Annotated in this window: 11 protein-coding genes; 3 read left to right on the forward strand and 8 right to left on the reverse strand. The window is 71.1% G+C overall.

Features of this window, described 5'->3' with window-relative positions; all coding sequences use genetic code 11:
• The first annotated feature begins 791 nt into the window (after positions 1-791).
• Positions 792-1,133 (forward strand): transcription initiation protein, encoded by a 342-nt coding sequence (locus AB0K52_RS16710; protein ID WP_363532606.1) that lies wholly within the window; start codon positions 792-794, stop codon positions 1,131-1,133.
• 131 nt (positions 1,134-1,264) lie between these two features.
• Positions 1,265-2,113, forward strand: coding sequence for a formate/nitrite transporter family protein (locus tag AB0K52_RS16715; protein ID WP_363532609.1), 849 nt, complete (start codon positions 1,265-1,267; stop codon positions 2,111-2,113).
• Between the two features lie 51 nt (positions 2,114-2,164).
• On the opposite strand, the gene AB0K52_RS16720 is transcribed toward AB0K52_RS16715, so the two are convergent.
• From AB0K52_RS16720 to deoC, 6 genes are all read right to left on the reverse strand, one after another.
• Complete coding sequence (locus AB0K52_RS16720; protein WP_363532612.1) at positions 2,165-2,587, reverse strand: roadblock/LC7 domain-containing protein; 423 nt, start codon at positions 2,585-2,587, stop codon at positions 2,165-2,167.
• Entirely contained in the window at positions 2,584-4,164 is a 1,581-nt protein-coding gene (locus tag AB0K52_RS16725; protein WP_363532615.1) for a hypothetical protein, read from the reverse strand. Before AB0K52_RS16725 ends, AB0K52_RS16720 begins: the two co-directional genes overlap by 4 nt.
• Positions 4,165-4,486: 322 nt before the next feature.
• Positions 4,487-5,308: a DNA primase gene (locus tag AB0K52_RS16730; RefSeq protein WP_363532618.1), complete on the reverse strand. Its 822-nt coding sequence runs from the start codon at positions 5,306-5,308 to the stop codon at positions 4,487-4,489.
• 131 nt (positions 5,309-5,439) lie between these two features.
• The gene (locus AB0K52_RS16735) at positions 5,440-6,315 is read right to left on the reverse strand and encodes an aldehyde dehydrogenase (protein WP_363532621.1); all 876 of its coding nucleotides are present in this window, start codon (positions 6,313-6,315) and stop codon (positions 5,440-5,442) included.
• Positions 6,308-7,732 carry an aldehyde dehydrogenase family protein gene (locus tag AB0K52_RS16740; protein ID WP_363532623.1) on the reverse strand — a complete coding sequence of 475 codons (1,425 nt, stop codon included), beginning with the start codon at positions 7,730-7,732 and terminating at the stop codon, positions 6,308-6,310. The genes AB0K52_RS16735 and AB0K52_RS16740 overlap by 8 nt, the downstream gene beginning before the upstream one ends.
• Before the next feature lie 3 nt (positions 7,733-7,735).
• A complete protein-coding gene (deoC, locus tag AB0K52_RS16745) occupies positions 7,736-8,650 on the reverse strand; it encodes a deoxyribose-phosphate aldolase (RefSeq protein ID WP_363532626.1) in 915 nt (304 codons plus the stop codon).
• Positions 8,651-8,775: 125 nt separating this feature from the next.
• Here deoC and upp point away from each other — a divergent pair, with 125 nt between their 5' ends.
• Positions 8,776-9,408: a uracil phosphoribosyltransferase gene (upp, locus tag AB0K52_RS16750; protein ID WP_363532629.1), complete on the forward strand. Its 633-nt coding sequence runs from the start codon at positions 8,776-8,778 to the stop codon at positions 9,406-9,408.
• 48 nt (positions 9,409-9,456) lie between these two features.
• Here upp and AB0K52_RS16755 read toward each other — a convergent pair whose 3' ends face one another.
• Together AB0K52_RS16755 and AB0K52_RS16760 are read right to left on the reverse strand one after the other, a co-directional pair.
• Positions 9,457-11,115, reverse strand: a complete 1,659-nt coding sequence (locus AB0K52_RS16755) for a phospho-sugar mutase (protein WP_363532631.1) — start codon at positions 11,113-11,115, stop codon at positions 9,457-9,459.
• A 56-nt stretch (positions 11,116-11,171) separates the two neighbouring features.
• On the reverse strand, positions 11,172-13,241 hold the full coding sequence (locus AB0K52_RS16760) for a protein kinase (protein ID WP_363532634.1): 2,070 nt from the start codon (positions 13,239-13,241) through the stop codon (positions 11,172-11,174).
• Positions 13,242-13,292 lie beyond the last annotated feature (51 nt).

Raw genomic sequence — 13,292 nt, forward strand, 5'->3', positions numbered from 1 at the left:
TGGAGCCCCTGCTCCTTCATCTCGATCACCCAGGAGAGGACCTGGGCGTGCTGGGCGTTGATCAAAGAGGCGGCGTCATCGAGAGCGGAGCGGATAGCGGCGGCGCGCTCGGAACCGGGGGTGTTAGTGCAAGAGCCCATCGACCGCTCGCCTCCTTCCACTGTTCTCGAATGATCTGCTTGTTTTCGCCTACTTGTTCGTACTTCAATGATGACAGGCGCGGGGTGGTGGTGTCATCACTCAAAGGGGTGAATAATCCATGAGGGACACTCGCAAATGCCCTCAGACTGCCTGGGGCGCAATGCGAACCGGCTCGGGAATGGCGCTCCGCCGCCCGCCGCCACACCACCCGGAGGCCGCACTACCGGCCGAGGCCGCTCAGACCCTTTCGTCGCCGCCCGCCTGAACCGCATCCGAATCAGGGCTGTCAGCCGGACTACAGGTCGAGGCCAACATCAGCCAATTCGAGTCGGGCGGTTGAAGTCCGGCCCAGCCGACAAGGGACCTCTTTGTCGCTGCCCGCCTGAACCGCATCCAAATCAGGGCCGGAGTCCGGAATAGTGCCCCAATGTGGCGCTGCCTTGCTGTCGCTGCCCGGCTGAACAGCAACAAATTCGAGCCGGACGGTCGAAGTCCGGCCCAGCCGACATGGGACCTCTTTGTCGCTGCCGCTTGAACCTTGTGCTCATCGGAGCATGCAGCCGAACGGAAAGGCCCCGAGATGTCGGACCCCGCGGCAATAATCAGGCTCGGCGCCATTTCAGTGCCGACAACCGCCAAGGAGGCTCCGCATGACCAAGTTCTTGATCTCCTTCCCCAGTGAGGCCATGGTGTTCCCCGAAGAGGAGTTCCAAGCGGTGGTCGACGATTCCCACGCGGTGATCGAAGAAGCCAAGGCCGCCGGTGTGTACGTGTTCGGCGGGGGCCTCAACGAGGAGGTCGGGCCGGTGCTCGTCGCGGCCGACGGCGAGGTCACCGAGGGGACCTACCCGGGGCACACGGTGCCCAACGGCGGCTACTGCGTCCTCGAGCTGCCGACGCGGGAGGCGGCGTACGAGTGGGCTGCGAAGATCGCCGCCGCGTGCCGATGCGCGCAGGAGGTCCGCGAGTTCGGGTACGACCCGGCCAGCTGACGAGGTCACAGGGTTCAGATGCGTTGCGGTGCGGCGTTTGTGACATGACGAACGTGCGCCGTTCACACGGAGGAAACCAGGTCTCGGGAGACTCGTCGCCGTCCGTCCGACGACCCCCCGAGGAGCCCACCATGTCCTATGTGAAACCGGCGGAGTTCACCGCCAGGATGATCGACGCCGGCGAGGCGAAGGTCTTCATGTCGACCCGCGACACCGTCCTGCGCGCCTTCATGGCCGGGGCGATCCTGGCCCTGGGCGCGGCGTTCGCGGTGACGATCTCGGTGAACACCGGGCAGCCGCTGTTGGGAGCGCTGCTGTTCCCGGTCGGGTTCTGCATGCTCTATCTGCTGGGCTACGACCTCCTGACCGGCGTGTTCACGCTGGTCCCGTTGGCGCTCATCGACAAGCGCCCCGGCGTGCGCCTGCGGGGCGTGCTCCGCAACTGGGGCCTGGTGTTCGTCGGGAACTTCGCGGGCGCGTTCACCGTCGCCCTCATGATGTCGATCATCGTCACCTACGGGTTCTCGGTGGAGCCCAACGAGATCGGCCAGCAGCTCGGGGTGATCGGCGAAAGCCGCACCGTCGGGTACGCCGAGCACGGCGCGGCCGGGATGCTCACGCTGTTCATCCGCGGCGTGCTGTGCAACTGGATGGTCTCCACGGGCGTGGTCGCCGCGATGATGTCGACCTCGGTGCCCGGCAAGGTGATCGGCATGTGGATGCCGGTGCTCGTGTTCTTCTACATGGGCTTCGAGCACTCGATCGTGAACATGTTCCTGTTCCCGGCGGGCCTCATGCTCGGCGGCGAGTTCTCGGTCGGCGACTACCTGATCTGGAACGAGATCCCCACGGTCATCGGCAACCTCGTCGGCGGCCTCACCTTCGTGGGCCTCACCCTCTACGCCACCCACGCCCGCACCGGGTCGGTCCGGACCCGCCCGGTCACGGTCGCGGTCCCGCGCGAGAAGGTCGACGCCTAGGGGTACGGAAAAACGGGCCACGAGTCGCCTCGTGGCCCGTTTCGCGTTGTCCTAGACGACCTTCGGGATCGACCCCGTGTTCGTCAGCGCCTCGTTCAGCAAGGGCCCCACCTGCATCGTGAACTGGCCCAGCTCGTAACCGAGCTGCTCGCGGTCGCACTGCGAGACCGCCAGGAGCGTCAGGCAGATCTGCGGGCCGACCGGGGCGGCCAGGAGGACGCCTTCGGCCATCTCGACGATGACCTGCTGGGTCGGGCCGTGGTCCATCGAGCGCCCGGCGCCTTCGCCCATCGACAAGAGGCCCGATCCGATGCCCGCCAACTGGTCCGCGCGCTCCTTGGGGAGCCCGGCGGAGACGGCGAGGGGCAGGCCGTCGACGCTGACGAGGACGGCGTGGGAGAGGCCGGGGGTGCGGGCCACGAGGGAGCCCAGGAGCATGCTCAGGGACCGCTCGTAGACGCCGAGGTTGCTCATCGGGTCGCCATCCGCTCATTGCGGGCGGGCGCGCCGGGGCGGCCGCCGCGGGCGCGGCCCCAGCCCTTGAAGTAGCCGGCGGTGTTCTGGGCCAGCAGCTCGGGGTCGCGGTCGATCGGCTCGTCGAAGCGCGGGTGTTCGTCGGCGACGACCGCGCCGGGGACCAGGTTCGCCTGCGGCTTGCGGCGCGGCAGCCCGGCGGGCGTGGTCGGCTCCTCGGTCTCGGGCGCCTCGGTGACGTGGCGGGCCATGCGCCAGCCCTCGTCGCCGGGGAGGTTCCACGACTCCGGTTCGGGCTCTTCGCTTTCGGGCCGCTTGAACCAGGCGCTGCGGGCCTGGCCGAGGATCATGAGGCCGTCGTCGTCGGCCATGAGGCTGGCGACGTCGACGATGTGGACGTCGTCCTTCGGCTGCCACGGGTGGCGGCGCGGTTCGGGGTCCGGTTGCCGCATGCTCTCGGACTGGAAGACGTCGGACAGCGCCGGACGCGAAGGCCGCTCGGTCTGCTCTTCGACCTGCGGCAGTTCGGCGGGCTGGGCCCGGCGGCGCCGGCGGATGGAGCGGGTGTGGCTCTCGCCGTCGACCGGGAGCTGCGCCTGCACCATGGACTCCGGGATCACCTGCGTCGCTTCGAGGTCCACGACCGAGTGCAGCTGGGAGGCGGGGTCGAGGGCGCGGAGGCTCTGGCGGTCGGGAAGGTCGCCCGGGAGGCGGACGGTGGTGTGCGTGTCGTGGCCGTGGCGGCGGGGGGCGCGGTCGTCGTCGTACGCGGCGGGGGCGGCCGGGGGTGCGATATCGACGCGGGGGCGCTTGGCCTGGAGGAGCCCGATGAGGCCTTCGAGCGAGCGGTCCCAGGCGGAGATCGCGGCGGCCGTGGCGGAGACGGAGGGGGCGACGGAGGGGTCGTCGCCGCCGCCGAGTTCGCGGATGGCCTCGGTGAGGGCGCCGGCCATGGCGGCCACTTGGCCGGGGTCGGCGACGGTGGCGAGGTCGGCGGCGAGCTCTTCGGTCGAGATCGACTGGAGCGCACCGGGCTGGGGGAGCCGGGTGAGGATGGCGACGGCGTTGGCTTCGCTGGGGTCGTCCCAGGCGGCGAGCGCGGCGGGGAAGACGGCGCGCAGGAGGCATGTGAGGGCCTCTGCGGCGTCGTGGCGGGCGCGGGCGGCCGAGGCCACGGTGTCGAGGATGGGGCGCAGAGCGTTCATCTCAGGGCGCGCGGCGAAGGGCTGCCCGCCGACTTCGCCGGTGGCCATGCGGCGGGCGAGCGCGATGGCGTCGTCGAGGGCGTCTTTGGAGCGGCCGGCGGGGCTGGCGGCGCGGACGACGAGCTGTCCGGCGGCTGCGGCGAATTCGGCCAGCTGGACCACCTCGCCGTCGACGGCAACCGAGACTGACTGCCCGGGCGCCGATCGCGCGAAGAGGCTGTTGAGGCGGACCCACCCGCGGGGGTCGTCGCCGAAGGTGTCGGTGGCGATGAGGCCGCCGCCGGCCGCGACGAGCGCGACGGCGCAGGCGGTGTCGCCTTGTCCGGCTCCTGCTACCTGCTGGTCGATGGTGATGCCGCAGAACACTTGCACCCGCGGGGCTCCTCTCGTAGGGCGCGCCCGGGGTGGGCGCCGGCCCTGTCGGCGGGGTCGAAGCCCCGCCAGTATTTACCAGTCCGTTATCAGTTTTCCGCAGAATACTCGGTTCTGCAAGCGGACGGACAGTGCGGGTTCACGAAGGGATGGAAGGCCATAACACGCATTTGCGTCAATTCCTTGACGGTGCCCACCAGGGGATTCCCTTGTGGAATAAGGGTGGAAAACGCACCGGCGCCGCCGCGTGTCGCCGCGGCGGCGCCGGGAATCGGACTCGGAGTATGAGCCGGGATGGGCTGTTCGGCCGATAGCGGCGGCCCTAGTCGCGCCATTCCACATGGTCGTTGATCTTGGCGATGACGCCGCGCCAGGCGATGGCCGCCTGCTGCGAGTCGCTCCTCTTCAAGCGGCGCTTGGCGAAGCGGCCGCGCATGCCGCCGTCGACGACGACTCGGAAGGTCTCGTCGAGGTCGTCGAGGGGGGAGCCGGGAGCGAGGGAGGCGATGACCGAGTCGTTCTTGAGCGCGTACCCGAGGTCGCGGCCGACCTCGGCGGCCTTGATGAGCAGCTCGGGCTCCCAGCCCTCGTGTCCGCCGCGGAGGTTGGCGACCACCAGGTCCAACTCGTAGATGTCGTCTTCGTCACACGCGATGTCGGCGGCGGTGAGCCGCTCCTGCAGCTCGGCGTACTCCTCGATCGCGGCGAGGTCGTGGTCGTCGTTCGCCTTGACGTACTCGACGAGCGCTTCGGCCTCGCGGAAGACGAGCAGCTTCCCCTTGCGGGTCAGGAAGACCGGGACCTCTTCGGGTTCGGCGTCGAGGGCGTCCTCGTCGTCGTCCGCGGCGTCCGCCTCCTCATCGGCGAAGTCGGCCGCGTCGGGCTCGGGCGCGTCCTCGTCCTCGGGCTCGGCGTCGTCGGTTTCGCGGTGCTTGCCGCGAGGCTCCTCGACAACCTCTTCTTCCTCTTCGGGTTCCGGCTCGGGAGCGGCCTTGGAGCCCGGGAGGGTGTCCGACATCCGGTACGCGCGCAGGGTGAAGCCGGAGTCCTTGCCCAGGTGGAGTTCCACCGGGTCGACGCTCGTCTCGTTCCAGAGCTTGTCCGTCTCGGCGCTGCGCACCGGCCCGTCCGAATCGGCCGCCATGTCGCGTCCCTCCCGTAGTGATCTAGCTGGGGAACAGCCTACGACGACGCGACACGCCCGGTCGTACCCGGTGTCCCATACGCCGACGGGGCCCTGCGCGGCTCGCGCGGGGCCCCGTCGAAACGACGCGGCTAGTACGCCCCTCCGGCGGCGGCGGCCATGCCGGCCGGGTGCCACACGGTCTTGTACTCCGTCCACTGCCGCAGCAGGTCGAGCGAGGTGCCGGCCTTCCCGGGGCGGCGCACGACCTTGAGGGTCTCGGCAGCGGCGGCCTCGAGGCTCGCGGCGAGGCCGGCGTCGGCGACGCCGCTCAGGTCGAGCCCGTTGACGTCGGCGTGCGCGGCCAGGTGCGGCGCGACCTCGGCGGCCTTGCCGCTCAAGATGTTGACGACCCCGCCGGGCAGGTCGGAGGTGGCGAGGACTTCACCGAAGCTCAGCGCGGGCAGGGGCTTCGACTCGCTCGCGAGCACGACCGCGGTGTTCCCGGTGGCGATCGCGGGCGCGACGGCCTCGATGAGCCCGAGGAACGGGTCGTCCTGCGGCGCGACGACGGCGATGACGCCGAGCGGTTCGGGGGTCGTGTGGTTGAAGTACGGCCCCGCGACCGGGTTGGCCCCGCCGAGCACCGACGTGTACTTGTCGGTCCATCCCGCGTAGTGCACGAGCCGGTCGATCGCGGCCTCCACGACGGCAAGCGCCGCACCGGGTTCGGCCCCGGTGGCTTCGGCGACCTCTTCGGCGAACTGCCCGGCCCGGCCCTCGAGCATCTCGGCGGCGCGGTACAGGATCTGGCCGCGCAGGTACGCGGTCTGGCCCGCCCACGGCCGCTGCGCCTTGCGGGCGGCGGCCACGGCGTCGCGGCCGTCCTTGCGGCTGGCGAGCGCGGCGTTGGCCAGCTCGGTCCCGTCCGGGCTGCTCACGGGGTAGCTCCTTCCGGACTCCGAGCGCGGGAACTTCCCGCCCACGTACAGCTTGTAGGTCTTCTTGACCCGCAGACGATCAGACATCGAGGTACGCCTCCAGTCCCTGGCGGCCGCCTTCGCGGCCGTAGCCGGACTCCTTCAGGCCGCCGAAGGGGCTGGCGGCGTCGAACTGGTTGAACGTGTTGGCCCACACCACGCCCGCGCGCAGCCGCTCGGCCGCCCACAGGATCTTGGAGCCCTTCTCGGTCCACACCCCGGCCGAGAGGCCGTACGGGGTGTTGTTGGCCTTGGCGATCGCCTCGTCGGGGGTGCGGAAGGTGAGCACGCTGAGCACCGGCCCGAAGATCTCCTCCTTGGCGATCCGCATCGACTGCTGGACGCCGGTGAACACGGTGGGGCGGAACCAGAACCCGCGCTCGGGCAGGTCGCACGCGGGCTGCCACGCCTCGGCGCCCTCGCCGGTCCCGGTCTCGGTGAGGTCCCGGATCCGCGACAGCTGCTCGGCGGAGTTGATGGCGCCGACGTCGGTGTTCTTGTCGAGCGGGTCGCCCACGCGCAGCGTCTCGACGCGGGCCTTCAGTCGCTCGAGCACCTCGTCCGCCACGGACTCCTGCACGAGGAGTCGCGAGCCCGCGCAGCACACGTGCCCCTGGTTGAAGAAGATGCCGTTGACGATGCCTTCGACGGCCTGGTCTACGGCTGCGTCGTCGAACACGATGTTGGCGGCCTTGCCGCCCAGTTCCAGGGTGAGCTTCTTCTTGGAGCCGGCGATGGACTTCGCGATCGCGCGGCCCACCGCGGTCGAGCCGGTGAACGCGACCTTGTCCACCGCGCTGTCCACGAGCGCCGCACCGGTCGCGCCCGCGCCCGGGAGGATGTTGACGACGCCCGGCGGGAGTTCGGCCTCCTGGCACAGCTCGGCGAACATGAGCGCGGTCAGCGGCGTGGTCTCGGCGGGCTTGAGCACCACCGTGTTCCCGCACGCGAGCGCGGGGGCGATCTTCCACGAGAGCATGAGCAGCGGGAAGTTCCAGGGGATGACCTGGCCGATGACGCCGAGCGGCTTCGGGTCGGACCCGAGGCCCGCGTAGGCGAGCTTGTCGGCCCATCCCGCGTGGTAGAAGAAGTGCTGCGCCGCGGTCGGCACGTCGAAGTCGCGGGTCTCCTTGATGGGCTTGCCGTTGTCGAGGGACTCGGCGACGGCGAACTCGCGGGCCCGCTCCTGCAGGAGCCGGGCGATGCGGAACAGGTACTTGCCGCGTTCGGTCCCGCTCATGGGGCCCCACACGGCCTCCTGCGCGCGGCGGGCGGCGGCCACCGCGGCTGCGACGTCGGCTTCGCCCGCTTCGGCGACGGTGAAGAGGGCCTCCTCGGTGGAGGGGTTGACGGACTTGAAGACGGCGCCGTCGGCGGCGTCCCTGAATGCGCCGTCGATGAAGAGCCCGTAGTGCTCTTTGATCGGGGGCCGCACCGACTCGGGTGCGGGCGCGTACTCGAACATCGCTTAGTCCACCGTCACGTAGTCGGGGCCGGAGTAGTGGCCGGTCTTGAGTTTCTGGCGCTGCATGAGCAGGTCGTTGAGGAGGCTGGAGGCGCCGAAGCGGAACCACTCGTTGGAGAGCCAGTCGTCGCCGAGGACTTCGTTGACGCACACCAGGTACTTGATGGCGTCCTTGGTGTTGCGGATGCCGCCCGCGGGCTTGACGCCGACCTGGGTGCCGGTGAGCGCGCGGAAGTCGCGCACGGCCTGCATCATGAGGAGGGTGACCGGGAGGGTCGCGTTGACGCCGACCTTGCCGGTGGAGGTCTTGATGAAGTCGGCCCCGGCGTACATGGCGAGCCAGGAGGCGCGGCGCACGTCGTCGTAGGTGACGAGTTCGCCGGTCTCGAGGATGACCTTGAGGCGGGCGTCGCCGCTGGCGGCTTTGACGGCCTTGATCTCCTGGAAGACCCGTTCGAGGTCGCCGGCGAGGAAGGTGCCGCGGCTGATGACCATGTCGATCTCGTCGGCGCCGGCGCGGACGGCGGCCTCGGTGTCGGCGAGGCGGATGTCGAGGGGCACCTGGCCGGCCGGGAACCCGGTGGCGACGGAGGCGACCTTGACGCCGGATCCCTTGAGGGCTTCGGCGGCGACGGCGACCATGGCCGGGTAGACGCAGACCGCGGCGGTGGCGGGCGCGTCGCCGTCAGGCCGCATGGCCTTGGCGGCGAGCGACCGGACCTTGCCGGGCGTGTCGGCGCCTTCGAGGGTGGTGAGGTCGATCATGCTGATGGCGAGGTCGATGGCCTTGGCCTTCGACTCGGCCTTGACCGAGCGGGTGGCGAGCCCCGCCGCGCGCGCTTCGAGGCCTACCGCGTCGACGCCGGGGAGGGCGCGGACGAGGGACGCGGCCTCGGCGCCGCTCAAAATAGATCCCATGACTGGATGATATCCGTATCCCCGCTGTACGCACGCGCGGCTCGCGAGCTTTGCCGCGTGTGCGACTCGGACTGTGGTGACCAGCTCACATTAGCGCGGCGAACTGGGCGTTAAGGTTGGGAACCGTGGATGTCAAGATCGTCGAACACCCGCTCGCCGCTGAACGGCTCACCGCCATGCGGGACGAGCGCTCGGACTCACCGCGGTTCCGGGCCGCCCTCCGCGAGCTCACCATGATGCTCGTCTACGAGGCCACGCGCGACGTGGCCGTGACCGAATACCAGATCAGGACGCCCGTGGCCCCGGCCAAGGGCTTCCGGCTCGGGAACCCGCCGGTGCTCGTGCCGGTCCTGCGCGCCGGGCTCGGCATGGCCGACGCGGCGCAGTCGATGATCCCGGACGCCTCGATGGGGTTCGTGGGCCTGGCCCGCGACGAGGAGACGCACGAGCCGTACGCGTACATGGAGTCCCTGCCCGACGACCTGGCCGGCCGGCACGTGATCGTGCTCGACCCGATGGTCGCCACCGGCGGCTCCCTGCTGCGCTGCTGCGAGATGATCGCCGCGCGCGGCTGCACCGACATCGACCTGGTGAGCGTCCTGTGCGCGCCGGACGGCATCGCGAAGCTCGAGGCCTCGGGCCTCAACCTGCGCATGACGACCGCCGCCGTGGACCCCGAGCTCAACGAGGCCGCGTACATCATCCCGGGCCTCGGCGACGCCGGCGACCGCCAGTTCGGCGCCTACCGCCGCTTCTGACCCATCAAAGAAAAGGGGGGCCGACCGGCCCCCCTTTTCTCGTGTTCCTCAGTGCGGCACGCCGAGGACCGCGGCGATCTCGGCCTTCAGCGCTTCGACGCCGGCGCGGGCGCGCTCGCGGGCCGCGCCCAGGTCGCCGCCGACGTCTTCGCGGACTTCGAGGTACGCCTTGAGCTTGGGCTCGGTGCCGCTGGGGCGGCAGACGACCCGCGCGTCGGCGGTCGTGATGGTGACGACGTCGGCGTCGGGGAGCCGGTCGAGGTACTCGGTGACGGGCTCGTCGAGCAGCGAGGTCGGCTGGTGGGCGCGCAGCCGCTTCATGCACGCGGCGATCTCGCCGAGGTCCTCGACGCGGACGGAGAGCTGCCCGGTCTCGTAGACGCCGAACTCCTCGGCGAGCTCGTCGAGGCGGTCTTGGAGGGTCGCCATGCGGGCGGCCTGGCCGGCGGCGATCTCGCTGACGATGAGCGACGCGGAGATGCCGTCCTTGTCGCGCAGGAACTCGGGGGCGACGCAGTAGCCGAGGGCCTCTTCGAACGCGAACGCGAGGTCGGCGCTGGTGCGGGCGAGCCACTTGAAGCCGGTGAGGGTCTCCATGTAGCCGTAGCCGCGCTTGGCGCACATGGCCTTGAGCTGCGTGGTGGAGACGATCGTGGTCGCGTAGGTGCCCTTGCGGCCCTTGCGCATCCAGTGGTCGGCGAGGAGGACGCCGACTTCGTTGCCGCTGAGCTGGCGCCAGGTGCCGTCGCCGACCGGGACGGCCACGGAGCAGCGGTCGGCGTCGGGGTCGAGGGCGAGCGCCACGTCGGCGCCCTCCTCGACCGCGAGGGCCTTGAGGAGGTCGATCGCGCCGGGCTCCTCGGGGTTGGGGAACGCGACGGTGGGGAAGTCGGCGTCCGGGTCGGCCTGCTGGGCGACGAGCGCGGGGGCCGGGAACCCGGCGCGTTCCATGGCGCGGACCAAGGTCGCGCCGCCGACGCCGTGCATCGGGGTGGCGACGGACGCGAGCCGCTTGGGGTCGTCGGGGTCGACGACGGAGGCGACCGCGGTCAGGTACTGGTCCACGATGGTCTCGTCGAGGGTCTCGCCCTCGTCGCCGAGGGGGATCTCCGAGAGCGGGCCGAGCGCTTCGATCGCGGCCTCGATCTCGGTGTCGGCGGGCGGCACGATCTGGGCGCCCGCGCCGAGGTCGCCGCCGAGCTCGCGGCCCAGGTACACCTTGTAGCCGTTGTCCTGCGGCGGGTTGTGGCTGGCGGTCACCTGGACGGCGGCCGCGGCGTCGAGCTTGGTGACGGCGTACGCGGTCACGGGCGTGGGGAGCGGGCCGGGCATGACGAGGGCGCGGCGGCCGGAGCCGGTGACGACGCGCGCGGTCTCGGCGGCGAACTCGCGGCTCAGGTGGCGGGCGTCGTAGCCGATGACGACGGGCCCGTCGGCGCCCTTGGCGTCGAGCCAGTTCGCCAGCCCCGCGGCGGCGGCGCGCACGACGGCGAGGTTCATGCCGTTCGGTCCGGCGCGCAGCGGCCCGCGCAGTCCGGCGGTGCCGAACTTGAGGCGCCCGGCGAAGCGGTCGGCGAGTTCGGGGCCGGTCGCGGGGAGGCCGTCGAGGAGCCGGTACAGCTCGTCGCGGGAGGTCTTGTCAGGGTCGTCGGTGATCCACTGCAGCACGTCGGCGCGCAGCGCATCCAGGTTCATCTCCTCCGTCATGCGGAAATCGTCGCATACCCGCGTCACGGGAGGCCGATGTTGTGGACGGTGTGGCCTCAGCCGGTCTGGAACGACGCCACGGCCTCGTCGTACACCTGCTGTGATAGGTCCCATGCAGCGGCGTCGCCGGAGACGAAGACCCCGAACGTGGTCCCGTCGCCCGCGTCGACGAGCGCCCAGATCGAGTGCCGTTCGGCGCCGTCGTCGAGGTTCGTGCCGGTGTACTCGAGGACCGAGCCGTCCATGTCGCCGAAGGAGACGTCTTCGAGCCGGACCTGGTCGAGGTCCTCCATGCCGTCCGGCAGGCCGTCCCAGTAGTCGCCGAGGTAGTCCGCGGTCCCGTCGGCGCCGTTGTCGGATCCGAAGTAGAACCGCACCCACTGGGTGTCGTCCTCGGGGTTGTAGTAGGTGACGTAGTCCTCGTCGCCCTGGCCGGCGGCCCAGTCCGCCGGGTAGTTCGCGGTGAACCCGTCGCCCTCGTGCGCCGCGGTCTCGAAGGCCGGGCCCTCCTCGCCGCCGCCTTCCTCGCCGCCTTCGGATTCGCCGCCGTCGCCGGACGGCTCCCCCTCGGCGCTCTCGGACGCGCCCGGCTCCGCGCCGCCGCCGGTGTCGCCGAACAGGAACTTGTAGGCGCCCCAACCCAGCACGAGCACGAGCAGGACGCAGATCGCGATGACCGAAGCGGACTTCCAGACGTTCCCCGCCGGCTCCTCCGGCTCCGGGTCGCGTTCGCGCACCTGCGGCCGCCCGCCCGTGTGCGGCGGCGACCCCTCCTGGTAGCCCTGGGGGCCTTGGCTGAACGGCGGGGACTGCTGCGGGATGCCGCCGGTGCCCAGCGGCCCGGCGAGCAGGCCCTGGAGCTCCTGGCGCACCTGCGGGAGCGGCGTGCGCTGCTGCGGGTCCTTCGCGAGCATCCCGCCGATGAGCGGGGTCAGCGGCCCGGCGTGGCGCGGGCTCTCCGGCGGTTCCTGGACGACGGCGCGCATGGTCGAGACGGCGTCGCCGCGGTCGAACGGCGGGCGGCCCTCGACGGCCGCGTACAGGGTGACGCCGAGGCTGAACACGTCGCTGGCGGGCTCGGCCGGGTGGCCGACGGCCCGCTCGGGCGCGATGTAGTGCGCCGAGCCGAGGACCTTCCCGGGCGTGGTGCCGCCCGAGACCTGGTGCTGCTGGGCGGCGCCGAAGTCGGAGAGGACGCAGCGGCCGTCGGTGGAGATGAGCACGTTCCCGGGTTTGATGTCGCGGTGGACGATCCCGGCGTCGTGCGCGGCCTGGAGGGCGCCGACGAGCGCGAGCCCGATCTTCGCGGCGACGCGGGGCGCGAGCGGCCCGTCCTGCGTCAGGATCTCGGCGAGGCTGCGCGCCTGCAGGAGCTCCATGACGATCCACGGCAGGCCCGCGTGCTCGACCACGTCGAAGATGCGGATGATCGACGGGTGCGACAGGGCCGCGGCGATCTGGGCCTCGCGCCGGGACCGGTCGATGAGCTGGACGCGTTCGGGCGCGGGCAGGTCCGGCGGCAGGAACACCTCTTTGAGCGCGACCTCGCGGCGCAGCACGATGTCGTGGGCGCGCCACACGGAGCCGTTGCCGCCCTTGCCGACCAGGTCGATGAGCTGGTACCGCTCGGCGACGAGGTCGCCGGGCCCGGCCCGGTTGCCCGAGGGCGAGGGGCCGGCGCCGCGCGGGTCCTGCCCGCCGACGGCGAAGCTCTGCCCCAGGTTCCCGTAGTTGCCGTACGAGGAGCTGTGCCGGTACGAGGAGTCGCCGTAGGAGTCGCCGCCGTACGCGTCCCGGTTGAAACCGGGGTTCGACTGGCCGTAGTTCGGGTTCGACTGCCCGAAACCGGGGTTCGACTGCCCGTAGCCCGGCTCGGACGGGCCGTGGCCGGGCCGCTCCCGGCCCTGCCCGCGATACGGGTCGGAGCCCGTGGCCGCGCCACGCCGACCGCCCGCGCCGAAGGAGGGGTGCGGATCGCCGCCGCCCAGCTCGTCTCCGTACGATGAGCCGGAGAACCCGTGGGACGCTTCGGGTCCGGGGGAGTACCGAGGGGACGGTACCGCGTCGGGGCGGGGGTCCTCATATGCGCCGGGACCACCGCGACCGTAGTCAGATGAGTACGTCATTCGGCCACTCCTCGCGAGGGATCCCCACTAGTCTGCCGTGCCCGGGCCAAC

The organism is Glycomyces sp. NPDC049804 (assembly GCF_040674615.1).
Classification (GTDB): Bacteria; Actinomycetota; Actinomycetes; order Mycobacteriales; family Micromonosporaceae; genus Glycomyces; species Glycomyces niveus.